The following is a 22,400-nucleotide window of genomic DNA, read 5'->3' on the forward strand; positions in this document are numbered from 1 at the left end:
AATAATGAAGGAAACTCTATGCCTATTCGCCTGTTGCTCAGTGCCGCTCTTGTGCTGAGCTTGATGTCTGTGTTTGCAGAAGCTGCAGCCACACCTGAGCGAACCCCATCAGCACCGGAACGGGACAGAGGCGAAGGCCCGTATAAACGGCTGATTTTACGGGGTGCAACTTATATCAGCGGCGAAGGGGCGCCACCTGTTGGGCCTGTGGATATTGTGATTGAACAGGACCGTATCACTGAAATCAAAGCGGTAGGGAATCCGGGTGTGCCTGTATTGCCGCAAGGACGGCCAAAAGCTCAGCCTGGGGATCAGGAAATGGATCTCAGCGGCATGTATATTCTGCCGGGTTTTGTGGATATGCATGGTCATATTGGTGGCTCTGCCAACGGCACTCCGGCTGAATATGTGTTTAAACTCTGGCTGGCACACGGCATTACCACAGTGCGTGAACCCGGCAGTTTTAACGGCGTAGACTGGACTATGCGCCATGTCAAAGCCTCAGAAAAAAACAGCATAGTAGCTCCGCGTATTGTGCCTTATATCGGCTTTGGTCAAGGCCTGAGCAAACCCGTATTCAGCCCGGAACAGGCAAGGGATTGGGTGCGGGATATTAAAAAATCCGGAGCTTCGGGCATCAAGTTTTTTGGTTCAACGCCCGCTATTATTTCCGCCGCTTTGGATGAAGCCAAAAAACAAAAACTCGGCACTATGATGCACCACGCTCAGTTGAACGTGATGGGTACCAATGCACTGGACAGTGCCCGTATGGGCTTAACTTCTATGGAACACTGGTATGGTTTGCCTGAAGCTTTGTTTACAGGACAAGTGATCCAAAATTACCCGGCCAGCTACAACTATCAGAACGAGCAAGACAGATTCGCCAGCGCAGGTCATTTGTGGAAACAGGCAGCAGCACCAGGCTCAGACAAATGGAATACAGTGCGCGATGAGTTAATCAAACTGGACTTCACTATCAACCCTACATTGACTATTTATGAAGCGACACGGGATGCCAGTGCCCAGCGCAACGCAGAGTGGCATCAGGACTACACCCTGCCCACTTTAACTGACTTTTTTAAACCAAACCGTTACGCCCATGGCTCATTTTGGTTTGACTGGACTACAGATCAGGAAATTGCCTGGCGCGAAAATTACCGCATCTGGTTTCAGTTTTTAAATGATTACAAAAACCATGGTGGTCGTGTGACTGCCGGATCAGACGCTGGTTATATCTATAAAATTTATGGTTTTGCTTATATTCAGGAGCTGGAATTACTGCGTGAAGCAGGTTTTAACCCGCTGGAAGTCATACAAGTAGCCACCTTAAACGGCGCGGCTGCTTTGGGTATGGATAAAGACATAGGCAGCTTAGTTCCGGGTAAAAAAGCCGATATGGTTATAGTAGCTGAAAACCCGCTGGCGAATTTTAAAGTGCTGTATGGCACAGGCCATTACCGTTTAAACGACAACAATGAGCCTGAGCGTAGCAAAGGCGTGCGTTACACTATTAAAGACGGTGTAGTGTACGACGCACAGCAGTTGCTTAAAGATGTGCGAGATCTGGTTCAAAGCGAAAAAGACATGCACAAAGCCAAAAAATAACCGCTGTAGGGGCGGCGGCTTGTCACCGCCCGTTCATCCGGCTAAATCAAAATCAAACAAAGTTTATCCCGCCCTATTCTCCAGGCTGTTGCATTAATCAGTGCATCAGCTTAACAAATAGGTCTATACTCCTCTGGCTATTTAGTTTTAGGGAAGCCAGACGCAGATGGCCCACTGTCCGCCGTCCACTTGTGACAGCAAGCGCGGTCCATGATCGTCACTCAAAACGGAGATTTGTATGTCTGACTTCAACCATCCCCACGAAGACTTTACCTCTTTACGCCAGCAAGCAAACGAAAGAATAAAAAACGGCACAGCCAAATGCAGTGACACAGTGGCCGCCAGTGCTGAAGCACTTGCTGTACTGTATCAGCTAAGCAATGAACCTGACACGGCAGTGGATGGCTTGAAATTACTGCACGAACTGCAAACCTATCAGGTTGAGCTGGATATGCAGCTTGAGCAACTGCAGGCCAATGAACTGGAGTCCAATCATGAGCTGAGCTGCTACCGGATGTTTTTTGAGATGGCGCCTGTAGGTTGCATGTTGCTCAGAACGGATGGCGTGATTATGGATTGCAACCTGGCCGCCGCCCGTTTGTTTGGCACAGTCACAGAACAGCTTCTTGGCCAACCGGTAGATTCGTTGTTAAACAATGAAAGTAAAGCTCAGCTGCGGGCTGCTTTGGCCAGACTGCAAAGTGGCGATACCAGCCTGAACAAAATCCTGACGACAAGTCCGGCTCAGCAAGGCCAGCAGAGCCTGGAACTGAACATCAGCTTATCGCCAGACCGTCGCGCCATCATGATGATGGTTTGTGATGACGAACCAAAGCTACCCAGCTAAAGCATTGTTGTGTCTGACTGAATTTTAATGCCCGCTGGCAGCAGTGGGCAGCCTACTTCTCTGTAATGAGCATGATCTGATTGAGTTCACACACTATTTCCCAGACCTCTGAAACCAAAGCAATACGTATCGTTGGCATAGGCGCATCGGCTGGAGGTCTCGAAGCGCTGAATCAATTTCTGGCACAAACGCCAGCTGACACAGGTTTGGCCTGGATTGTGGTTCAGCATCTGGATCCAACCAAAAAAGCACTGTTGCCCGAATTATTACAGCGGGTCACCACTATGCCGGTACAGCAAGCCATTCAGGGTATGCAAGTACAAGCCAATCATCTGTATGTGATCCCCCCAGACACCGAGCTGACGGTCGTCAATGGCAGCTTGCACTTAGCGAAACCCGAAGAAGCCCGGGGTTTACGTTTGCCTGTTGATGTTTTATTTTCTTCTCTGGCAAGTGCCCTTGGCGAAAAAGCTATAGCCGTAGTGCTGTCCGGTATGGGTTCTGATGGCACAACAGGCGTTCAGGCGATCAAAGCAGTAGGTGGTTTATCTGCAGTACAAAAGCCGGATTCAGCCCAATTTGATTCCATGCCGAGCAGTGTGATTAATGCAGGTTTCGCCGACATCATTGATACTCCAGCCGAATTACCGGGTCGAATTCTGGCGGTATTAGCTCACAAACCCGAAGTGCATCCGCAGCAGAAAAACTCCTTAGAAATTGCGGATCTGCCCTCAGATTGTTTACAACAGATAGTGGTGCAGTTGCAGCGTCATAGCCGCCATGATTTTTCCTCTTATAAAACCAGTACCTTATTACGCCGTATTGAACGTCGTATGGCGATCCACTCTTTAGCCTCTTTGTCAGACTACGCGGCTTTTCTGCACGACAATCCGCAGGAACTGGATCTGCTGTTTAAAGAACTGCTGATTGGCGTCACTCACTTTTTCCGCGAACCCGCCGTCTGGCAGCATTTATCGGATCTGGTCTTGCCTGAATTATTGCAGCACCGCATGGAAACCAAAGCAATACGAGCCTGGTGTATTGGCTGCTCTACAGGGGAAGAAGCCTGCTCTCTTGCTATCACCTTTTGTGAAGTATTAGAAAAGCACAGCGAGTTTAAAGGCTACAGCCTGCAAATTTTTGCATCCGATCTCAGTCCTGATGCCATTGCCAGTGCACGCCGTGGTCAATATCCGCTGTCTATAGCTGAGCACGTATCGGCCGAACGGCTGGAACGTTTTTTTGTTCGTCATGAAAGCTGCTATCAAATCAAACAAGCAGTTCGTGATTTAATTTTATATGCGCAACATGATGTTATTCTTGACGCGCCTTTTACCCGGCTGGATTTAATTGTTTGTCGTAACCTGTTGATTTATTTTGATACAGCATTGCAACGCCGTTTGTTGCCCCTGTTTCACTACAGCTTGCGTGATCAAGGTATTTTACTGCTCGGCAGCTCAGAAACCACAGGCCGTTTTCATGACTTATTTACACCAGTGCAGGCTAAATTAAGACTGTACCAGCGCCAGCCTCGCCACACTCAGGCTGGCTCTAAGCTGCCAGTTCAATCTTTCCCTCCGCTGTCGACCCTTGCTAAGGAGCATCCAGTGCCTACAGATAAACCTTCTGTGCCAAAAACCCATAACCTGCAAAACGCTGCCGATCAGTTGTTGTTACAAGTGTATTCGCCAGCCGCTGTGGTGCTGAACAGCAGCGGAGATATTGTTTATATCAGTGGCAGAACAGGCAAATACCTCGAACCTGCTGCTGGTAAAGCCAACTGGAATTTCCACGCCATGGCACGGGAAGGATTGCGGGCTCCGCTTGCCACCGCATTAAAACAAGCATCTCAACATAGTGCGCCCTTGCAGCTGCGTGGCTTGACGGTATCAGTGCAAGACACAACACAACGGGTGGATGTGACAGTGCAGGCGCTGCGTGAACCTTCGGCTTTGCAGGGCATGACCATGATCGTATTCCGTGATGTGGCAGGTGAAGTAACAGACTCGCAAGACCCTGCTTCAAGTGTCGATTTTTCCTTAGCTGCAGTGCAACAACAATACCTGGATGAAATTCAGCTGCTGCGCGAAGAAACACAGGCCTCCAAAGAAGAGCTGCAATCCAGTAATGAAGAGCTTCAGTCGACCAATGAAGAACTGCAATCCACCAACGAGGAATTAACCACCTCGAAAGAAGAAATGCAGTCGATGAATGAAGAGCTGCAAACTATTAACACCGAATTGCAAACCAAACTGGATGATTTAGCCCTGGCGCAAAGCGATTTGCAAAATACCCTGAACAGCATAGAAATAGCGGTGTTGTTTTTAGATCAGCAACTTAACGTAAGACGGTATACAGACAGAGCCGCCAAAATTATTAACCTGCGTGAAAGTGATTTGGGCCGGCCACTGACCGACCTGACCAGCAGTTTGATGTATCCGGGCTTGCATCAGGACGCCCAGGACACCTTACGCACTCTGGTATTTTCTGAAAAACAAATTCCAACCAGTGACGAGCGCTGGTTTACAGTGCGGATCATGCCGTATCGCCGGTTGGACAATGTGATAGACGGGGTAGTTATTACCCTGGTGGATATCAGCACCACGAAAAAACTCGAAGCTGCTTTGCGGGAGCAATCGACTCCAACTGTAGTTGGCCCCTGACAGGGCCTTTTAGTGCAGCTTATTTAAGGCTGATTATTTAAGACTGATACCCGGAACTTCAGTGACGGTTTTTGCGCCAGAGCGCTCAATAATTTTAACCAGTACAGACTGAATAGTCTCATCCTGATGCACATCTTCCGTACCTGAGAATTTTTGCTGCTGCGCAGCAGCCCCTTCTTCCAATACAAAGGTCACCACCACTTCGGTGGCCTTATCCGCTGTTTCACCAAAATAGGCCAACGACAGGCTTGGATAACCTTCAAAGCCTTTGGTCAGTTGTTTTGACAGGCGCTTTTTTGCTTTATCTAAATTCATACGATTTTTTCATCTGTGGGATAGTCAGTAAGACTATACAGCGCCAAAGCCTGCGCCGCAGTTATTTCTGTTTGCTCAGCCCTGATCAGTGCCGCAGTTCCAGCACAACTCAAAGGAAGCCGCATTTTCTTCAGCGCACTGACTACAGACCCAGTCTTCGGCGTCACTATCCAGCTTCAGGCTCTGTACTATTCGGCTGGCTAAGGCAAAATCGTTTTCATCCACCAGCCATAACTGCAGCCAGCTATCAAAAGCAGAGACTTCACCTATGATGCTCACTGCATGTTCGTTTTTGACAAACACTTCAAAACCACGGCGCTGCAGAATATTTTTGATATTACTGACAATAAGCCGGTTCTCATGGGTGTAGATCATTTTCAAGACAATTCCCTCTACTTTCAGCGAACTGTTATTGGCTTCGTTGCTTGCTGAAATAAATACCAATGGATATGGCAAAGATAAGCAAAAGTCAGATTGTCAAAATCAGGTTCAAAGTTTTTTAATCTGAAAGAAGTAAGCTCAACCTCGGCTTCTTCAAGTTCTGCTTCAGAGTGGATATCAAGTAAATTAATAAGTATGGAAGTGCCAGGGGAACAATAAGGATCCTGTCCGACCCCGTACTTGTCAGTCATCAGAGCTTTGTAATTCTTTAAGTTTGGCGGCCAGCTTAGGATTTAGCTGTTGTCTGGTTTTGTCCGTCGGCTTCAATCCTTCCAACCTCAGGCTTTCGTTGTAATTGGCAACCTTGGTTGCGTCGAAGCGCTTACGCAATTGTGGTTTATTCATCAGAACCGCACCTCTTTATTGATAGCCTGAGTTTAGCTGGTTTTGATCTGCTCAACAACATCAGGCTCTCATCAGAGCTGAAACACAAATCCGCCACAAAACCACTGCTTTAACAACAAAACAGCAGCTTTGTGGAGGAGTAAAAATTAAATAACAAAAACTAAGTCAGATACCTGTACAACCACAGACAGAACCAGCGCTTGAATTAGCGTTTGTCCAGTTGCCGTTCCATTTCAGGTAGCTTGCAGTGCTTTGGCACACACCTTTTTCGCCGCCACAAATACCAGCAGCCATGCTGTTATCACCAATAGTAGTGCCGGACGTTACATCAATATTTTCACCCTGACCTATTTTGATATCTTTAAAAATATGACTCAGCGCCTGAGACGTAATGTTATTGCTGATCTGTTGCCCTGTGCCTGCGTAGTTATGGCAACCAAAACAATTACTGGCAAAGGTGCTGTTCAGGTTCACATGCTGATAATCCGTTTCAGCGACTGAGTTGGCTAAACGTAACGAACCCCGTTCATTCGGAACCCCTACTCCACCTGAGCTTTGGCTGATATCACTCACCCAGAGTGCGCCAACGGTAAAATAGTTTGCCAGTACTTTCATAGCGGCTGGCGTGGTCGGTTGTGTTAACAAACTAAGCAGCTCGCTGTTTTGGGTAGTCACGTCCGTCAGATTTTGTGCAGCTTTTGGATCACCAGATGCGGTACCATAAGGATGAACCCGACAAATATTGGTTGGTGTGCCTGTTGGCGCAGTTTGTTTTTTCAGAGGGTTATTAAAGTTACAACTATTACCCGCATCTGCTGAACCAGGCAAAGCCGCAGTGCAGCTGGCACTGGCAAAAGTCCAGGCATTGCCATTTTGTGCATCTGGTGGTGTGCAGTCAGGCGTATTATTTATATGCTCGTAAGTAGTCCAGATAAATTCCGGGTGATCTGTAGTCGCAGACACCATATGCATACCAGCCAAACCCAAAGTGACATTTTTACCGCCTATACTTTGTTTTTGGGTCACAAAGGCATTTGACGCTATTTCAGCGTCTGATAACAGTTTCCAGCCAAATTTCAGCTCCATAGTGCCGGCAGGAAAATTAATGATATTTTGTTTTTGCATCTCAACAGCACTGCCGGTTAAAGCACATAGCGACTTGCTGAAGCGCACATCGTAATACACTACATTGCCATCCTGCGCATAAATAGTAGCGCCACCACCAGCCTGGCCTGTAGTCACCGAAGTGCCGGCTCCGGCTTTGGCTAACGCCGTTCTTAAGGTCGGCCCTGAGATGCTGTTATCACAGGAATTGGCTGGACTGCCATCGTCTTTGAATTCCAGTACAGGGTAATTCGCCTGGTTCATAAAATTACGCTGGCCATTCGGGTCTTGCGACATCAGATACAAAAAGGTTTGAGTAGAAAACTGATAAAAATCACAAAAATTAGAGCTTCCATCTGAGCCGCTTTTTTTCACTTCAGTAGGTAAAGACGGATTTTTTAACCAGTTTGGATCAACAGGACAAGCCGAAGCTGCTGAAGCAGAGCTTGCATACGCCTGATTTGCCAACGCCATCTGAGGCAAAAACGAGCCTAAAACCAAACTGCTGATCAGTAGTTTTTTTAAGGTATTCATCTGCGGTATTCCTTCCTTTGTTTTGTTATCACTTTTTTAGCAACAGGTTCTGCTGGTTTTAGCCTGCCATTTTTACCTGTTTTGAAAACTCTAGTTGCTAAATCAGAAAAGGAAAGAAATTTCAAAAAAAGAAACAAAAACACTGCGGTTTTTGTTCAAAGTACGGAGCTAAGTAAACAGAGCCCGTATCACCTCATGCTATCTTTTATATCTCCACTTGCCCTTGTACTTACCCCTGCATACAAACCCTGTTCCGGCCCGATTGTTTAGCCTGCATCATAGCTTTGTCTGCCTGATGCAATAAGGCTTCCAGCATGGCTTCTGGTTCACATTCGCCTGTTAACCCAGCCAGATTGGCACAGGCTATTCCAAAACTTGCAGTGCAACTGATTTCTCCGCCTTCTACTGCAATTTTATGCTGCTCAAAGCCTGCTCTTATCCGCTCTGCCAGTTGTTTTGCCTGCTCAGGCTGGGTGTCGGGTAATAAGATGGCAAACTCTTCTCCGCCTACCCGAGCCAAAACATCAGAACCCCGTACCAGACTTTGCGCCAAAGCTGAAAGCTCTGCCAGCACAGCATCACCAGCAGCATGGTTCCACTGGTCATTCACCTGCTTAAAATGGTCCAGATCAAACATAATCACGGCCAGCATCTGGCCATGACGATGGGCCTGAAGAAACAGTTGCCGACTTAAATTAAAAAACGCCCATCTGTTGTTTAACTGAGTTAACTCATCTGTATTCGCCTGCCGCTCCGCCAGAGCTTTGGCGTTCGCCAGTTGTTGTTCCATTTCTTTACGTTCAGTGATATCTGTGGCTATTTCAATACGAACCAGCCTGCCATCTACCCAGCGGATCGCCTGATCGCGGCGCTGATACCAGCGACCATTCACCGTATTCTGAAATTCCCAGACATATACCCCGGTGGGCTCTCCATTGGCATCCAGCAGCTTGCCATTAGTGCAATGCCGACAGGCCGAATCCTGTCCGGCCTGCAGCACCTGATAACATGTCTTGCCCGCTATAGGCCCCCACTCGGCGGCACCATAGTTGTTGATATACAACAGTTCATAGGTTTGCAGATCCGACACATACACCAGCGCATCCATACTATTAAGAATAGTTTCAATCGCCTGATAACTATGGTTCTCGTCCACTGAAGTTAAAGAGCCTGTTGCCTTATCAGAACCAGAAGAAGCTGAACTCATGGAATACCACCAAATGAAAAAAATGAAACATTCGAACATTAACATAATTGAATATAGCTGTCTTGTTTTCAATCGGCTAAGTCTGCGGAAACTCTTGTCATCAAAGGCTGAACAGGTTAAAACAGTGTAAATACATCAAGGAGTGAGTAATGACTTACCGCGTTTTTTTCTCTGCTTTATTAATGGCTTTATCCTTAGTGTTTTCCCCCTTACAGGCGGCGGAAACCAAAGGAACAGGCCAGGGCGCTGTGGCCTCGCCCGATCAGTACGGTGCAACAGTGGCCGAACAAATTCTGCGAAAAGGTGGCAACGCGGTAGATGCAGCCATAGCCACGGCCTTTACACTGGCCGTCACATACCCTGAAGCAGGTAATATTGGTGGTGGTGGTTTTATGCTGGTCTGGTTTGACGGCAAGCCCTACTTTTTGGATTACCGCGAAACAGCACCAGCAGCAGCCCACAAAGATATGTTTTTAAATGCCGACAAGCAGGTGATTGAAAACTTGAGCTTAATTGGCCATAAAGCCAGCGGCGTGCCTGGCACCGTAATGGGATTATGGCTGGCGCATAAAAAGTTCGGCTCTCTGCCATGGCAGGATTTAGTAGCTCCGGCTATTCACTACGCCAGCCAGGGTTTTATCGCAGCCGATCATTTCCAATACAGACCAGATTTGCTCAGGCAACTGGAAGGAAAAACCAATTTCGCTCAGTATTTTGGTGCCATGAAAGCAGGTGAAAATTTTAAGCAACCTGAACTGGCTGAAACCTTAAAACGCATTGCGGCACAAGGCCCTGATGATTTTTACAAAGGCAAAACTGCAAAACTTTTAGTGGCGGAAATGCAACGGGGTAGAGGCTTAATCACTATGGACGATTTAGCAGCCTACCGGGCAGGCTGGCGTGAGGCTTTAGTTACACCATGGCGCGATAAGCAGTTAATTAGCGCACCACCGCCAAGTTCAGGTGGCATAGCTTTGGCTCAGCTTTTAGGCTTAAAACAACGCCGCAGCAACGATTTCGAAAACATAAAACACAACAGCCCTCAATACGTGCATTTGATCGCCGAGCTGGAAAAACGGGTTTATGCTGACCGGGCTCAGTATTTGGGTGATCCGGCTTTTGTCACTGTGCCACAGCAGCAATTGCTCGACAGCAGTTATCTGGATAAACGCGCTAAAGAAATCAACGCTTTAGCTATCTCTGAAACTAAAGCTATTCAACCTGGTCTTGAAGGTTATCACACCACTCACTTTTCCATTCTGGATAAGCATGGCAATGCAGTGTCGAACACTTATACCCTGAACTTAGATTTTGGCAACGGCGTGGTAGTGCAAGGTGCTGGTTTTGTGCTGAATAACGAAATGGACGACTTCTCAGCCAAAGCCGGTGTACCCAACGCTTTTGGTGTGGTGGGCAACGACGCAAATTCGATAGAACCCGGCAAACGTATGTTGTCGTCCATGACGCCCAGCATGCTGGTACAGGACAACAAAATCAGCTTAGTGGTTGGCACTCCTGGGGGTTCTACCATCATCACCTCGATATTTCAGGTGATCACCAACCTGTTCGACTTTGATATGCCATTACAAAATGCGGTAGCAACCACCCGTTTTCATCATCAGTTATTGCCGAAAGATCAAATCACCATGGAGCCTTACGCCCCATTGCCGGATGAGGTGCAGCAGCAACTCAGCAAAAAAGGCTACAAACTGCATACCCAAGGCTGGAATTTAGGTGATGTACAGGCGATACAAGTGACCCCAGAGAAGGTGCAAGCCGCCGCCGATCCACGGGCTCGTGGCGTAGCTAAGGTGATTGAGTATTAAAGGCTGAACTCTGTTTATTCAGTAAGCGGGCTGGATTGACTCCAGCCTTTGCTTTTTTACGAAATGTCTTTTTCTACAGCTTATTTAGCCAGTTGATTATCAGCCCCCTGCTGGCTGGCCTGGTTTGTTGTCGCACTATTCTGGCTGGCTTTACTCACCAGATAACCACCGTGACTAATGGCGATAATGGCCAGCAAACCTTGATTCAAATCAGGTAAACCTTTGGCAATATCCCCTTGTAGCAATTGTTCATGCAACATCACGCCATAAACCAGCAATGCAACCAGAGTGAAAAAACACATCTGCACTCTGGGTAAATCCAGATGCAGGCAATTGCTGTTTTGCTCGCCAGTGATTAAGTCTGACCAACGTGCCTCTGCTGGTGACGGGTTTCTGTACAAAGGGCCACTCAAACTCTGTTCAGCCTGCTGATAACCTTGTTGAGCCAAAGCTGCAGAAATTTGCTGGCTTTTTTCCTCGTCAGGCTCGGCCGCTGCGCTGTTGCTCAAAAGCACAGGAGATGCAACCAGTGTTGTTGTGCTAAAACCCATTAACAGCCACAAATCACCTGGAATATCCGGAATACAGCTGACATCAGCCTTGATCAGACAACTGGCGCTGTCCTGACTGACATTCTGCAATACCATAGCCAATACAGCAGTTAATACCAAAATACTCCAGGCCACCATCTGCACCCGGGACAAAGACAGCACATTGCGCTCATCAACCAATACGCCTTTCCAGGTGCCACAAATCACTTTGCCCAGAACCGCCAGCACAGCCACAAAAAGCAGCATCAACCAGTACCAGTTGCTCAGGCTATGGCCTGTATTGTTGTAGATAAAATAAAAAGCCACGACAAAACCAAGGGCAATCAGCAGGCTATAACTATCCCGCCACTTTGTTTGATCCAGACTCATAATGTCTCCGGTTATTTTTGTTGTGCGTCCATCAGGCGCAGACAGCACACGCCGCTCTGTCAAAAACTTAGCACCAGCTTCAGTTTAAACAAGGAAACAGGAACAAAAAAATCCCGAAAAAGGAAAATGCAGACACACCAGGATAGCAGTGCAGTGATCTGCTTAAGCGAGGAGCCGAAGCAGCACCACAACAAGCCCATACACCGTCACTCCGGCACAAACTGGCCAACCTAAAGAGCGGGTGCGCCGCCACACCAATATAGTGCAAAGCCCACCTAATAAAGTGGCCAGCCAGGAACTAAGACCCGGATGAGCGGGAACCAAAGACACACCAAACATAGCGGCAATCATGGTTGGGGCAAGCACTGTTAACCAAAGCGGCATAGCTTCGGTGCTATTACTGATGCTACGGCGAACCAAATGCCGCCGCATCCAAAGTAAAGGCAAAGCCCGCAGTAAAAAGGTGCCCAAAGCGCAGGCCAGCATCAACAACCACAAAGATTTATCCATGAGCCTTGCCCTCGGCTTTTAGTTTGGCCTGCACCAGATAAAACAGCGACACCCCACATAAAGCCGCCAGCGGAATAGCTGAATTGGTCATGCCCATCAGCTTCAACACCAGGGCTGCCACTATGGTAATCAGCATGGTTAAGGTCCACTGCACAGAAGTAAAACGTGGTGCTAATAACACCAAAAACAGTGCTGGTAAGGCAAAGGGCATGACTTCACCCAATAAAGGCCAGCGGCTGGTAATTTCAGCGCCTGCTATAGCGCCCACCGCAGTTCCAACAATCCAGCTGCCCCAGGCAATAAGTGCCGCGCTGATATACCAACTCATTCGGTCTTTTTCAGCAAGCTGCGGCAATCTTGTATGCGCCAAGGCAAAAATCTGGTCGGTTAAGCCATGCATTAGTAGTGGCCACCAGCGGCTGTTTGATAAATAAGGCGCAATATTAGGCCCGTACACCAGATGGCGGGCATTGATCAGCAAAGTCATCACCAGCACCAGCCAGAGCGGCGCACCAGAGGCGACCATGGCGATAAACAAAAACTGCGAGGCACCAGCGTAAATCAGGGTGGAAATAAGCACTGTTTCCAGCGCACTAAAACCTGATTGCACTGCAATCAAACCAAAAGAAATCGCCACCGGAATATAACCGCCTAAAAGCGGCAACGCATCACGGGCGCCTTGTTGCCAGGCTGAGCTTTTTGCTGCTTCCACAGAACTCATAAGCCCTCCTTGCTTTGCTGATAAACAATGGTCAACAGCGCCGTAGCCCAGTTTTCGCCGGTGCGATACAAATGCGGCTCGTCAGCAGAAAAGCTATGGCTTTCGCCAGCGGTTAAGGTTTTGCTATCGCCTTCAATACCGACTTCAAGCTCGCCGCTGATCAAGGTAATAGACTCCACAGTGCCAGCAGCATGAGCTTCCGCCTTGCGCTCCGTATGGGGTGCACAGGACATCCAGTAGGCATCTACTGGTGGATTGTCTTTGCCTTGATCAATCAACCGCACCTGAACCCCACTCTCCCCCACTAAAGCGCTGACAGGCGCTATCAAATTGCCAAAAGGCACTTGCAGCTGCAACGACAAGCGCCAGATGGTATCCAGCGTTGGATTGCCATTGCCCTGCTCCAGCCTGGACAGATTAGACTTCGCAATACCGGCATCAGCCGCCAGCTGCGACAACGACAAACCGCGGGCAAGGCGCAAACTTTGAATATGGCGGCCCAGCGTATCAAGAGTAGCTTTATCCATGACAGTCCCAAATCGTTCCTTATAAAGAACGTTCTATATAATGAACGATGCCTTGTCAATAGGTTTTGTTGGTTAGGAATAAGCTACGGAGTTCGGTAGACAGATGGCAATTTAGTTGCAACACCGGAAGGCCTAATTATTGGCTCTTTTGCAACACTACATAATCATGTTCAATATTGGGATAAAAGCTATTCGGTAACAAAGCCCAGTCATGAACATCCACCAGAATGGGCAGAGTGCTTTGCTGCAATGCTTCCTGTAACTCGCTCCAATCGCTTTGAGCCACATTCAGGTTTTCCACGTTACGCAGCACTATGTCCAAATCACTACCCTGATGCGCCTTGCCTGTAACCCTGCTGCCATAAGCCCATACTTCGGCTTGCGGTACATACTGTTCGAGTATTTGCAGCAGTAAGGTAAGATGCCTTGGTTCAAGCTGTAGTTTAGAAATATCAGTGCTGGGCATCAAATAAATCCTGAATAGCCAAGGCCAGGTCGCGCACATCTTTTAAAAAATCAGGCAGAATTTTTAGCGTTTCGTTGGCAAAACCTTCACCATAATCGTGTGCAGTAGTGTTACGATTCGCTCTGTAATTAATCCAACGTTCAACACCAGCCATATCCAGTAAACCATGTTTACCTGCGTGGCGTAACACATCGTTGAATACCAACTTATCCACCTCGCGCGGACTGCCTCCATATAATTTCAGCGCTTTACGCAGCAGTTTTCCGGTAGTTTCCAGCGAAAGTTCAAAGCTTTTAATGGCTGCATTACGATACAAATCGTACAACACATCAGTTGGCTCTACTTCAACTAACCGAAGAATGGCTTGCTCCAGAGTGTCGGCTGTTCGCCTCAAATGTTCAACGTTCAAAGACATGAACTTTGCTCCTAAAAAATGTTACAGACCCTAAGATCTGTTCGCTCTGGTAATGTTAACAGATGAGTAACGTGGCAGGCTATTTGATTCTGGGATCCAGCCCTTACAACTGAAAATTCATAGTTCAAAATTCTGTTTTGATCCGCCAAAAGAGAAGACATGTTGACCTACGGCGCGGCCCTTTTAGGCCTCACACTTTTGGAGCTGCACAAAGCCATGTTTAAGCCACACTAGCCGACAATTTTATACCATGCACTTTCACTTGCGTCCGGATCTATCGAATCAGCGACATAATCAGGCAAAAAAAGTAGCAAAACCCCAAGCTTCGTCTACAGTGTAGACGCTTGGCAAAGCACTACTGTTGTTGTGATAGGTAGTGACGCATTTGGCCTGGCAGAACTATTGACCAAGGACCTGTTATGAAACTACCTCTTTTTTCTTGTCTGTTATTTTCCACTGTGGTTTGTAGCGATCTTCACTCTGCTGAAGCATCACACCATGCTGTCAGCGATGAGGTGATTGCTCAGCAAAATGCCAAACTGGCCGCTGCCACCAAAGGCAAAGGTTATGGCCCGCAATCGCCGCGCGATATTGATATTAAAACTGGCAGTGATCAGCGTTTATTTGCATTGGCTCCTTCGTACGAGCAGATGAACCTGTGCAATATTCATATGCATGTCAGCGCCGAACACAAAGGCGGAGAGTTCACCACTTATGCCGGTAATGGCGACGGCAAAGGCATGGGCTCGGGTTATAAATACAATGGCGCACTCAGCAAAGCCGAGTTAACGCCAGTCAAAGAGCCTATCTGTGCTGGTGAACATGGCAGCCTGCATTCAGGCGACACCATTGAAGTGCATTATGTGCACACCAGCGCTATGGCCACGCCTGGCGCTACTTTAAACTCCTGTATGAGCGAAGCCATTAAAAACCCGGAACTGCGGGTAGAAGCTCAGGTCTTTGTGCTGGTGAATGACAGTAAAGCGCTTGATTTCACCAAACTGGCTGCAGTTGGTATGGATGATGGTTACCATCAGGCGCTTAATATTCCGGAAAATACAGGCGAACCCATTGAATATGCAGGCTCAACCACAGGCCCGGATTACAATGAAGTGGCTTCGCCTTTTCAGGTCAGCTGGGGCGTTCGTCCTAAAGTAGCAAAGGTAAATATTGCCACTGTGGGCGCCTGGTGTAAGGCCAATCCATTTAACGAATCCTTGGCTCACGGCGTACGTAACCTGGTGACCAACCCGGATTTATTGTCAAAAATTGACGACTAATCACTGAGCTACGCTGTGGCCAGATCCTGTCTGGCCACAGCTTTATCTGTCCTTTTGTCTTAACGCGCTTTTTACTTCCAACAGTAGTCAAAGGTAATGGTCCAGCGCCAGATAACTACGCTGCGCAATCTTTTCCATACAAAAGTTCTGTTGCTGTACATCAAATTGCCAAAGCATCAGCGCACTAATTAATTCGGTTTTTCTATCGGCATGCCGGGTTAATAAACAATCCCCTTCGATAATAGTTTCAGCGCCATACAACTCGGCCTCAAACAATACTGTGGAATTGATGCCATGCACCTTGGTCGCCCCTTTGATCAAGGCTCTGGAACAGTCTGCAGACCAATAGCTACGGGCAGATCTCAGCTGATAGCTGGAGCTATCACGAGGATGTCGTTTAAACACTAAGGTCTCAACAGGGTAAAGTGATTCTATGTAGTCGATAAACTCTTGCATACCATTCACAAAACGCGAGTTCAACTGAACGTTTGAATCCTGAGCCAGCTGTAATGGCACAAAAATATAATCCTGCTGGTCAGCATAAGTGGGTACATCCTTAAAAAACAGCTCGCGTTTGTGCTGCAAAATTGGAGTTACATCTTTTGGCAACCAGTTCAAATCATTGGCCGCAAGACTGGAATCAACATTAATACCCTGCCGGTCAAAGTAGATATGCTGGGTTTGAGGGAAAAATCCGCATTCAATAAAGCTGTATTTCAGGCCATTGGCGCGCATAAATTGTTTTAACGGCTCAAATTGTGGCACTGAACCACTCCACAACAAGGTACCCAAACTCTGCTGAAAAAACTCCACAGGCAGCGACTGCAAGGGGTGGCGGTACACCAGACTGATACCGTATTTTTGAAACCAGTCTGCAAGAGCAGCTAACCAAACAGGCACTTGTTCCACAGGATTCAGCGTAAAAATAATCACATAAGGCTGTTCTGGCTGAACCTGGTAAAAAGCACTATTGCATGGGGAAATGCGCGCCAAGACTCCACTTTTATCGATAGACATTGCGTTAGATTGACCCATCTTGCCCGACATACCTTTGCTTTATCGTTTTCAATAAGCTTTTGTCTACGCTGTTTCTGTGAGATTGAACCAACCCAGCAGAAAAAATAACTGAAAAACCACCAGCTTGTCGCCAGCGGCCACCAGATGCCATCGCAATTTTTTAATCGCCAAAGGCCGGATCACCTCAGGCACAAACTTAGTGCAGTGTTGCAAACCCTGGTGTTCCAGAACCGGATGAGCCAAATAGACGGCTTAATCTCATCAAAAAGTGAGGCGAATATCCAACTTATCTGCCTCAGCAGGATATTCGGGTTAGTTATTTTTACCGGATAATCTTTACAGTGTCAGATTGCGCCGTACCGATTCAAGATAGGTTTTCACCTGCGGCTTTGTCGTCAGCCCAATTGCAATGCTATAGGCATAGTCAGCTGACATATCACTTGTTATCCCGGCCAAATGGAGTAAGTAACCTTTGGCCACCCACCAGGGTTGGAATGTGAGGCGAAGAGACTGATCCATCCTATCAAGCTGTTCCAACCCAGCCATTATCTGTCCTGCTTCCGCCATAGCTACGGCTCCAGCAACCAGCGAACCCTGGGTTGGAAAATAAGCATTAATTTGTTTATACAGTAAATCAATGCCCTGCCAGGCTGTTGTGCCAGTGAACAGACGTTGGCAATGGGCTGATTGCACCGCCGCCTCCAACTGAAAAGGGCCTGGGCGTTTGTGTTGAGCAGCAGTCCACAGCAATTGATTAGCCTGAATAATGGCATCACTATCCCATAACGCCACATCCTGCACAGCTAAAGGCACAAAAGCCCCACTGTCACTCAGTTGCGCCTGCTTGCGGGCTGTGCAAAACAGCATTAATGCCAGTAAGCCAAGGGCTTCCGGTTCGTCAGGCAAAAGCTTGCATAACAGCTGGCACAAATAAATAGCTTCATTTTGCAGATCAGACACGCTGGCTTCAGCACCATGGATCATGTCCTGACTGAAACCGAAGGTGCCATAGATTGATTCCAGAACACAGTCGAGACGCTCCGGTAATTCTGCAACTTCAGGCTCTTCAAATCGAATGCCACTATCGCGAATTTTCTTCTTTGCCCGCACCAGTCGTTGTGCAAGGGTGGTGGGAGAAACCAGTAAAAGCGGCGCCATTTCGCTGGCCTGAAAGCCCAATACGGTTTGCAGCATCAGCGGAATTCGCACTTTTTCATCAATAGCCGGATGAGCACAAACAAACATTAGTTTGAGGCGACTATCCGGTATTTCTGATGTCTTTGCTGCAACATCCTCTGGCTCCAGCAAGATCATAGTTGCAGGGTCAAACCGCACTTTGTTATGGCGGGCCACCTGAAGCAGTTGTCGCTTTGCCACAGTAAGCAGCCAGGCCTCTGGGGCGTCCGGGACACCATTCACTGGCCAACTTTCGAGCGCTTTTAAAAACGCATCGGCTAACGCATCCTCTGCGGCTGCTATATCTTTCCACTGCCAGGCCAAATAAGAAACTAACCGCCCGAAAGATTCCCGGGCGGCCAGTTCTGCTGTGTGTTGTGACAAAGACAGCATGGACATTAAGTCGACGGCGTCATCACCAGTACAGGCCTGACTTCGGTCGTGCCTGTTGTGGCATTCGGACTGCGTGCCGCCCATTCCAAAGCCTGATCAAGACCTGGCACCTCTATCACAAAATAACCACCTAAATGCTCTTTACTGTCGGCATAAGGGCCATCGTGGATCACTCTTTTACCGTCACGTATCTGCACCTGAGTGCCATGGTGCGGTTCCTGCAGTCCATTGCCGTGCACTATCACTCCCGCTTGCCCCATTGCACCTATATAGGCAGTCCAGGCATCCCAGTAAGCTGGTGCAGTGGCCGGATTGACTCTTTGTTCGAAGTCAGTGGCAGTTTCATTAAAGATCAGCATAAATTGCATCAGAACGTCCTCTATTAAAAATGAATTTGAACATGTGTAACTTCGAAAAACTTAGTGCACTGGATCTTCTGTTAAAAACTGCTTACGCGACAGCCACAATAAAGCCAGGGCTATGGCAACTACTGTGGTCAGTATTGCCACTTGCTCAAAGCCAAATACAGCAAAAACACCCTCTGTAATGTCGCCAATATAAAGCACAATATAAGCTAACAATGACAGTAGAAATATATGCTGAGCTGCAGAGTGGCGCAGCAGTAATAACACTGAGCCCAGCGTGCCACCGAATACGCCCACAGCAAATGCAAGAGTCATCCACATCGGCAAATTTACATAAAGTTCAGCTTGTTCTTTTGTCAGACCATTTGCCATAAAGCTGCCAACAGTGCCATTGATTGTAGGAAGGAACTGCATAATGCCAAACAGATTCCAGACCAAACCCACTGCAGCCGCCACCCAGAACCAATATGGCCGCCTTGTACTCAGATTCACTTTTTCCATACCAACTCTCCGAAAACATGACGAGCACTATTGCATCGCCTCAAAGCATAGATGCTTGAGTATTCAACTAATCGACATCAGACTAAAAAAATTCTGAACACTTTATTTCTGGCCCTGAATTTATAGCAAGACTCTTCTCTGAGGTGACGCATACGGCTCATCATGCCCAGCCCTCCAACCCCAACATGAAGATCCTTCATAGTGCAGATGAAATAAAACCATTTTTCTTCATCCAGCTGTCCGCGTATAACAGATACATAACACTTAGACGTCCAGACTTCTTAATGGGCATTTGAGCCGCACAGCAGCGAATTAGAGAGCAGACAGGATGAACAACTTCAGATTCAGCATTAAAAGCATTGGTTTTGATGAAAATTATCAGCCGGCAGACAATACCCGTATCACCACCAACTTTGCCAATTTAGCTCGTGGTGAGCGCCGTCAGCAGAATCTTCGCAACACCCTGGCCATGATCAACAACCGTTTTAATAGCCTGGTGGGTTGGGATAACCCAAACTCAGATCGTTATTCTGTGCAGCTGGATATTATTTCTGTGGCTATCCAGATAGAAGGCACCAGCGAAAGCGATGACCATAAGTTCCCGGCCATTGAAGTATTAAAAACCACCATTATCGACAACAAAACCAGGCAACGTATTGAAGGCATTGTTGGCAATAACTTTTCCTCTTATGTGCGGGATTATGACTTCAGCCTGGTGCTGCCGGAACATAACAAAAACCAGCCTAGGTTCAGCGTCCCGGATCAGTTTGGCGATCTGCATGGCAAACTCTTCCAATTTTTTGTCAATTCAGAAGCTTACCAGCAACACTTTCACAAACCACCTGTGATTTGCCTCAGTGTGTCCGACAACAAAACTTATCAGCGCACCACCAATCAGCATCCTGTTTTAGGGGTGGAATACCAGCCAAATGAAAGCTCATTAACAGAGCAATACTTCAAAAAAATGGGCTTAGAGGTTCGCTACTTTATGCCTGCTGGCAGCGCCGCACCTTTGGCTTTTTACTTCTTTGGCGACTTGCTAAACGACTACAGCAATCTGGAGCTGGCAAGCACCATCAGCACCATGGAAACCTTTCAACGCATTTACCGGCCTGAAATTTACAACGCCCATACCCCGGCCGGAGAGCGTTATCAGCCCAATTTAAAAAACCGCGATCACACAGTCACAGACATAGTGTACGACAGAGAAGAGCGCAGCCGATTAGCGGTGGAACAAGGCAAGTTTGCCCACGAGCACTTTATTAAGCCGCACCATGCCCTGTTAAGCCGTGTGCTTGAACAAAGCCCAACAGTCCTTAGAGCACAGAATTTAATTTAACCAAAGAGCGACCTATTGATGAACAAATTACTTCCAACTTCAACGGCCGGCAGCTTACCTAAACCTTCCTGGCTGGCCCAGCCTGAAACCTTATGGTCGCCATGGAAATTGCAGGCTCAGGAATTAACGGACGGCAAACAGGACGCTTTACGTTTGTCGCTGCACGAACAACAACAGGCTGGTATTGATATTGTCAGTGACGGCGAACAATCGCGCCAACACTTTGTCACCACCTTTATCGAGCATCTGGACGGCGTTGATTTTGCAAAACGCGAAACTGTGCGTATTCGTAACCGCTACGACGCCAGCGTGCCAACTGTGGTCGGTGCCGTAAGCAGGCAAAAACCGGTTTTTGTCGAAGATGCCAAATTTTTACGTCAGCAAACCAAGCAGCCCATCAAATGGGCGCTGCCAGGCCCTATGACCATGATTGATACATTGCACGACGCGCATTACAAAAGCCGCGAAAAACTGGCCTTTGAGTTTGCCAAAATTCTGAATCAGGAAGCCAAAGAACTGGTAGAGGCTGGTGTGGACATTATCCAGTTTGATGAGCCCGCCTTTAATGTGTTTTTTGATGAAGTAAACGACTGGGGTATTGCCGCTTTAGAACAAGCCGCCGACGGCCTGAAACAGCTGCACTGCGAAACCGCGGTGCATATTTGTTATGGTTACGGCATTAAAGCCAACACCGACTGGAAACAAACTTTGGGCTCTGAATGGCGTCAGTACGAAGCAGTCTTTCCTAAACTACAGCAATCCAGCATCGATATTATCTCGCTGGAATGCCACAACTCACGGGTTCCAATGGAGCTGTTGGAACTTATCCGCGGCAAAAAAGTGATGGTAGGCGCTATAGATGTCGCCAACCACAACATTGAAACGCCGGAAGAAGTAGCAGCTACTTTGCGCCAGGCCCTGCAATTTGTCGACGCTCACCACCTCTACCCATGCACCAACTGCGGCATGGCCCCGTTACCCCGTCATATTGCACGAGGCAAACTGAATGCATTAGCAGCAGGTGCAGAGATAGTGCGCCGGGAGCTGGCGGCGAGGTAATAATGGGTTGAATACGGCATTGCGGGGTGACTTTTTGGTTGCCCTCGCCTACTACTTAGAATTGGGATATTACCAGAGCATCAGTTATTGCAAAGTGAATAAGCAGTTCTCAGAACTTATGCTGGGGCAGTTATGTTGCCGGAGTTTCAAGGTCATCTTGACTTGTCTGGTCTTATGCAGTGTTTTCTATATCGGTCATAGCAAACTCCAAAATTCCAACACACCACCAAGCTAAAAAAACTACAACGTCACAATCTGGATAATGCAGCTTTGTATACTTGGTTGCGATCTCTTTTCCCTACTGCCACAACAGAGACCACAATCTCCAGATCCCGAACCTGATACACAAGGCGGTAACCAGCGCTGAGTAACTTGATTTTGTAACAGTCCTTCATGCCCCGAAGCTTTGCAGATTCAACATGAGGAGCATCAAGGCGCTCTATCAGCTTTTTCTTAAATTGTTCCCGAATCAAAGGTTCCAGCTTTTTCCATTCTTTCAAAGCTTCTTCTTTAAAAACCAGCTTATAGGTCATTAATATCGACCTCAACCTCCGGCTGATCAGCTCTTGCCGCAACTAAAGCCGCCAGCTCTAAATCCTCCAGACGCTCCATTAAAGCTTCATAAGTTGCGGCAGGTACGCAGTAAAAAGCAGGCTGATTATGGCTAAGCACAGCCACAGGAAACCCCTCACCCTGCGCAACTACCGCCATAGGGTTCTTTTTCAGTTCCGTAATACTGCTGGTTCGTTCCGCCAGAATGCTGTGTACAGTTGCCATGTGAAGTTCACCTTTAAATCGACACTTAATATAGGTCTTATTTTAGG

The 22,400-nt window shown here is 47.6% G+C and carries 25 protein-coding genes; 7 read left to right on the plus strand and 18 right to left on the minus strand.

Annotated elements, in window-relative coordinates:
• Positions 1 to 18 precede the first annotated feature (18 nt).
• The 3 genes from RHEIN_RS08875 to RHEIN_RS08885 all read left to right on the plus strand — a co-directional run bounded on the left by RHEIN_RS08875 (position 19) and on the right by RHEIN_RS08885 (position 5,115).
• Positions 19 to 1,605: an amidohydrolase family protein gene (locus RHEIN_RS08875; protein WP_008898646.1), complete on the plus strand. Its 1,587-nt coding sequence runs from the start codon at positions 19 to 21 to the stop codon at positions 1,603 to 1,605.
• Between the two features lie 238 nt (positions 1,606 to 1,843).
• Positions 1,844 to 2,452, plus strand: a complete 609-nt coding sequence (locus RHEIN_RS20390) for a PAS domain-containing protein (RefSeq protein WP_008898647.1) — start codon at positions 1,844 to 1,846, stop codon at positions 2,450 to 2,452.
• An 80-nt stretch (positions 2,453 to 2,532) separates the two neighbouring features.
• Positions 2,533 to 5,115, plus strand: a complete 2,583-nt coding sequence (locus RHEIN_RS08885) for a chemotaxis protein CheB (protein ID WP_008898648.1) — start codon at positions 2,533 to 2,535, stop codon at positions 5,113 to 5,115.
• 33 nt (positions 5,116 to 5,148) lie between these two features.
• Here RHEIN_RS08885 and RHEIN_RS08890 read toward each other — a convergent pair whose 3' ends face one another.
• The 5 genes from RHEIN_RS08890 to RHEIN_RS08910 all read right to left on the minus strand — a co-directional run bounded on the left by RHEIN_RS08890 (position 5,149) and on the right by RHEIN_RS08910 (position 9,061).
• A complete protein-coding gene (locus tag RHEIN_RS08890; RefSeq protein ID WP_008898649.1) occupies positions 5,149 to 5,430 on the minus strand; it encodes a hypothetical protein in 282 nt (93 codons plus the stop codon).
• A gap of 75 nt (positions 5,431 to 5,505) precedes the next feature.
• Positions 5,506 to 5,805 (minus strand): putative signal transducing protein, encoded by a 300-nt coding sequence (locus RHEIN_RS08895; protein WP_008898650.1) that lies wholly within the window; start codon positions 5,803 to 5,805, stop codon positions 5,506 to 5,508.
• A gap of 249 nt (positions 5,806 to 6,054) precedes the next feature.
• Positions 6,055 to 6,216, minus strand: coding sequence for a YhfG family protein (locus tag RHEIN_RS21030; RefSeq protein WP_008898652.1), 162 nt, complete (start codon positions 6,214 to 6,216; stop codon positions 6,055 to 6,057).
• A 165-nt stretch (positions 6,217 to 6,381) separates the two neighbouring features.
• Positions 6,382 to 7,854, minus strand: coding sequence for a Mannan-binding protein (locus RHEIN_RS08905; RefSeq protein WP_008898653.1), 1,473 nt, complete (start codon positions 7,852 to 7,854; stop codon positions 6,382 to 6,384).
• Between the two features lie 229 nt (positions 7,855 to 8,083).
• Entirely contained in the window at positions 8,084 to 9,061 is a 978-nt protein-coding gene (locus RHEIN_RS08910) for a sensor domain-containing diguanylate cyclase (RefSeq protein ID WP_008898654.1), read from the minus strand.
• A 149-nt stretch (positions 9,062 to 9,210) separates the two neighbouring features.
• On the opposite strand from RHEIN_RS08910, the gene ggt reads away from it, so the two are divergent.
• Positions 9,211 to 10,887, plus strand: a complete 1,677-nt coding sequence (gene ggt, locus RHEIN_RS08915; protein WP_008898655.1) for a gamma-glutamyltransferase — start codon at positions 9,211 to 9,213, stop codon at positions 10,885 to 10,887.
• Between the two features lie 80 nt (positions 10,888 to 10,967).
• On the opposite strand, the gene RHEIN_RS08920 is transcribed toward ggt, so the two are convergent.
• The 6 genes from RHEIN_RS08920 to RHEIN_RS08945 all read right to left on the minus strand — a co-directional run bounded on the left by RHEIN_RS08920 (position 10,968) and on the right by RHEIN_RS08945 (position 14,446).
• On the minus strand, positions 10,968 to 11,807 hold the full coding sequence (locus RHEIN_RS08920; protein ID WP_008898656.1) for a hypothetical protein: 840 nt from the start codon (positions 11,805 to 11,807) through the stop codon (positions 10,968 to 10,970).
• A gap of 162 nt (positions 11,808 to 11,969) precedes the next feature.
• Positions 11,970 to 12,317, minus strand: a complete 348-nt coding sequence (locus RHEIN_RS08925) for an AzlD domain-containing protein (protein ID WP_008898657.1) — start codon at positions 12,315 to 12,317, stop codon at positions 11,970 to 11,972.
• Positions 12,310 to 13,038, minus strand: a complete 729-nt coding sequence (locus RHEIN_RS08930; protein ID WP_008898658.1) for an AzlC family ABC transporter permease — start codon at positions 13,036 to 13,038, stop codon at positions 12,310 to 12,312. The genes RHEIN_RS08925 and RHEIN_RS08930 overlap by 8 nt, the downstream gene beginning before the upstream one ends.
• The gene (locus RHEIN_RS08935; protein ID WP_008898659.1) at positions 13,035 to 13,565 is read right to left on the minus strand and encodes a helix-turn-helix domain-containing protein; all 531 of its coding nucleotides are present in this window, start codon (positions 13,563 to 13,565) and stop codon (positions 13,035 to 13,037) included. The genes RHEIN_RS08930 and RHEIN_RS08935 overlap by 4 nt, the downstream gene beginning before the upstream one ends.
• 136 nt (positions 13,566 to 13,701) lie before the next feature.
• Positions 13,702 to 14,031 (minus strand): nucleotidyltransferase family protein, encoded by a 330-nt coding sequence (locus RHEIN_RS08940; protein ID WP_008898660.1) that lies wholly within the window; start codon positions 14,029 to 14,031, stop codon positions 13,702 to 13,704.
• Positions 14,018 to 14,446, minus strand: coding sequence for a nucleotidyltransferase substrate binding protein (locus tag RHEIN_RS08945; RefSeq protein ID WP_008898661.1), 429 nt, complete (start codon positions 14,444 to 14,446; stop codon positions 14,018 to 14,020). The genes RHEIN_RS08940 and RHEIN_RS08945 overlap by 14 nt, the downstream gene beginning before the upstream one ends.
• Positions 14,447 to 14,865: 419 nt before the next feature.
• Here RHEIN_RS08945 and RHEIN_RS08950 point away from each other — a divergent pair, with 419 nt between their 5' ends.
• On the plus strand, positions 14,866 to 15,726 hold the full coding sequence (locus RHEIN_RS08950) for a delta-class carbonic anhydrase (RefSeq protein ID WP_008898662.1): 861 nt from the start codon (positions 14,866 to 14,868) through the stop codon (positions 15,724 to 15,726).
• 87 nt (positions 15,727 to 15,813) lie between these two features.
• Here the strand turns inward: RHEIN_RS08950 and RHEIN_RS08955 are convergent, their stop codons facing one another.
• The 5 genes from RHEIN_RS08955 to RHEIN_RS08975 all read right to left on the minus strand — a co-directional run bounded on the left by RHEIN_RS08955 (position 15,814) and on the right by RHEIN_RS08975 (position 19,178).
• Positions 15,814 to 16,761 carry a capsular polysaccharide export protein, LipB/KpsS family gene (locus tag RHEIN_RS08955; RefSeq protein WP_008898663.1) on the minus strand — a complete coding sequence of 316 codons (948 nt, stop codon included), beginning with the start codon at positions 16,759 to 16,761 and terminating at the stop codon, positions 15,814 to 15,816.
• Between the two features lie 45 nt (positions 16,762 to 16,806).
• On the minus strand, positions 16,807 to 16,986 hold the full coding sequence (locus RHEIN_RS08960) for a hypothetical protein (RefSeq protein WP_040554786.1): 180 nt from the start codon (positions 16,984 to 16,986) through the stop codon (positions 16,807 to 16,809).
• 93 nt (positions 16,987 to 17,079) lie between these two features.
• On the minus strand, positions 17,080 to 18,396 hold the full coding sequence (locus RHEIN_RS08965) for an RNA polymerase sigma factor (RefSeq protein WP_202797791.1): 1,317 nt from the start codon (positions 18,394 to 18,396) through the stop codon (positions 17,080 to 17,082).
• A complete protein-coding gene (locus RHEIN_RS08970) occupies positions 18,318 to 18,680 on the minus strand; it encodes a YciI family protein (protein WP_008898665.1) in 363 nt (120 codons plus the stop codon). Before RHEIN_RS08970 ends, RHEIN_RS08965 begins: the two co-directional genes overlap by 79 nt.
• A gap of 51 nt (positions 18,681 to 18,731) precedes the next feature.
• A complete protein-coding gene (locus tag RHEIN_RS08975; protein WP_008898666.1) occupies positions 18,732 to 19,178 on the minus strand; it encodes a hypothetical protein in 447 nt (148 codons plus the stop codon).
• A 328-nt stretch (positions 19,179 to 19,506) separates the two neighbouring features.
• Here RHEIN_RS08975 and RHEIN_RS08980 point away from each other — a divergent pair, with 328 nt between their 5' ends.
• Together RHEIN_RS08980 and RHEIN_RS08985 are read left to right on the plus strand one after the other, a co-directional pair.
• Positions 19,507 to 20,517, plus strand: a complete 1,011-nt coding sequence (locus RHEIN_RS08980; RefSeq protein ID WP_008898667.1) for a DUF1852 domain-containing protein — start codon at positions 19,507 to 19,509, stop codon at positions 20,515 to 20,517.
• An 18-nt stretch (positions 20,518 to 20,535) separates the two neighbouring features.
• Positions 20,536 to 21,576 carry a methionine synthase gene (locus RHEIN_RS08985; RefSeq protein WP_008898668.1) on the plus strand — a complete coding sequence of 347 codons (1,041 nt, stop codon included), beginning with the start codon at positions 20,536 to 20,538 and terminating at the stop codon, positions 21,574 to 21,576.
• A gap of 248 nt (positions 21,577 to 21,824) precedes the next feature.
• On the opposite strand, the gene RHEIN_RS08990 is transcribed toward RHEIN_RS08985, so the two are convergent.
• Positions 21,825 to 22,109 (minus strand): type II toxin-antitoxin system RelE family toxin, encoded by a 285-nt coding sequence (locus RHEIN_RS08990; RefSeq protein WP_008898669.1) that lies wholly within the window; start codon positions 22,107 to 22,109, stop codon positions 21,825 to 21,827.
• Positions 22,099 to 22,353, minus strand: coding sequence for a type II toxin-antitoxin system Phd/YefM family antitoxin (locus RHEIN_RS08995; RefSeq protein ID WP_008898670.1), 255 nt, complete (start codon positions 22,351 to 22,353; stop codon positions 22,099 to 22,101). The genes RHEIN_RS08990 and RHEIN_RS08995 overlap by 11 nt, the downstream gene beginning before the upstream one ends.
• Between the last annotated feature and the right edge of the window lie 47 nt (positions 22,354 to 22,400).

It is taken from the genome of Rheinheimera sp. A13L, assembly GCF_000217935.1.
Classification (GTDB): Bacteria; Pseudomonadota; Gammaproteobacteria; order Enterobacterales; family Alteromonadaceae; genus Pararheinheimera.

What these genes read in the sequence shown, in the direction of transcription:
- RHEIN_RS08875 (WP_008898646.1), top strand. Translation starts at nt 19, where the DNA reads ATGCCTATTCGCCTGTTGCTCAGTGCCGCTCTTGTGCTGAGCTTGATG.
- RHEIN_RS20390 (WP_008898647.1), top strand. Translation starts at nt 1,844, where the DNA reads ATGTCTGACTTCAACCATCCCCACGAAGACTTTACCTCTTTACGCCAG.
- RHEIN_RS08890 (WP_008898649.1), bottom strand. Translation starts at nt 5,430, where the DNA reads ATGAATTTAGATAAAGCAAAAAAGCGCCTGTCAAAACAACTGACCAAA.
- RHEIN_RS08895 (WP_008898650.1), bottom strand. Translation starts at nt 5,805, where the DNA reads ATGATCTACACCCATGAGAACCGGCTTATTGTCAGTAATATCAAAAAT.
- RHEIN_RS21030 (WP_008898652.1), bottom strand. Translation starts at nt 6,216, where the DNA reads ATGAATAAACCACAATTGCGTAAGCGCTTCGACGCAACCAAGGTTGCC.
- RHEIN_RS08905 (WP_008898653.1), bottom strand. Translation starts at nt 7,854, where the DNA reads ATGAATACCTTAAAAAAACTACTGATCAGCAGTTTGGTTTTAGGCTCG.
- RHEIN_RS08910 (WP_008898654.1), bottom strand. Translation starts at nt 9,061, where the DNA reads ATGAGTTCAGCTTCTTCTGGTTCTGATAAGGCAACAGGCTCTTTAACT.
- ggt (WP_008898655.1), top strand. Translation starts at nt 9,211, where the DNA reads ATGACTTACCGCGTTTTTTTCTCTGCTTTATTAATGGCTTTATCCTTA.
- RHEIN_RS08920 (WP_008898656.1), bottom strand. Translation starts at nt 11,807, where the DNA reads ATGAGTCTGGATCAAACAAAGTGGCGGGATAGTTATAGCCTGCTGATT.
- RHEIN_RS08925 (WP_008898657.1), bottom strand. Translation starts at nt 12,317, where the DNA reads ATGGATAAATCTTTGTGGTTGTTGATGCTGGCCTGCGCTTTGGGCACC.
- RHEIN_RS08930 (WP_008898658.1), bottom strand. Translation starts at nt 13,038, where the DNA reads ATGAGTTCTGTGGAAGCAGCAAAAAGCTCAGCCTGGCAACAAGGCGCC.
- RHEIN_RS08935 (WP_008898659.1), bottom strand. Translation starts at nt 13,565, where the DNA reads ATGGATAAAGCTACTCTTGATACGCTGGGCCGCCATATTCAAAGTTTG.
- RHEIN_RS08940 (WP_008898660.1), bottom strand. Translation starts at nt 14,031, where the DNA reads ATGCCCAGCACTGATATTTCTAAACTACAGCTTGAACCAAGGCATCTT.
- RHEIN_RS08945 (WP_008898661.1), bottom strand. Translation starts at nt 14,446, where the DNA reads ATGTCTTTGAACGTTGAACATTTGAGGCGAACAGCCGACACTCTGGAG.
- RHEIN_RS08950 (WP_008898662.1), top strand. Translation starts at nt 14,866, where the DNA reads ATGAAACTACCTCTTTTTTCTTGTCTGTTATTTTCCACTGTGGTTTGT.
- RHEIN_RS08955 (WP_008898663.1), bottom strand. Translation starts at nt 16,761, where the DNA reads ATGGGTCAATCTAACGCAATGTCTATCGATAAAAGTGGAGTCTTGGCG.
- RHEIN_RS08965 (WP_202797791.1), bottom strand. Translation starts at nt 18,396, where the DNA reads ATGGGCGGCACGCAGTCCGAATGCCACAACAGGCACGACCGAAGTCAG.
- RHEIN_RS08970 (WP_008898665.1), bottom strand. Translation starts at nt 18,680, where the DNA reads ATGCAATTTATGCTGATCTTTAATGAAACTGCCACTGACTTCGAACAA.
- RHEIN_RS08975 (WP_008898666.1), bottom strand. Translation starts at nt 19,178, where the DNA reads ATGGAAAAAGTGAATCTGAGTACAAGGCGGCCATATTGGTTCTGGGTG.
- RHEIN_RS08980 (WP_008898667.1), top strand. Translation starts at nt 19,507, where the DNA reads ATGAACAACTTCAGATTCAGCATTAAAAGCATTGGTTTTGATGAAAAT.
- RHEIN_RS08985 (WP_008898668.1), top strand. Translation starts at nt 20,536, where the DNA reads ATGAACAAATTACTTCCAACTTCAACGGCCGGCAGCTTACCTAAACCT.
- RHEIN_RS08990 (WP_008898669.1), bottom strand. Translation starts at nt 22,109, where the DNA reads ATGACCTATAAGCTGGTTTTTAAAGAAGAAGCTTTGAAAGAATGGAAA.
- RHEIN_RS08995 (WP_008898670.1), bottom strand. Translation starts at nt 22,353, where the DNA reads ATGGCAACTGTACACAGCATTCTGGCGGAACGAACCAGCAGTATTACG.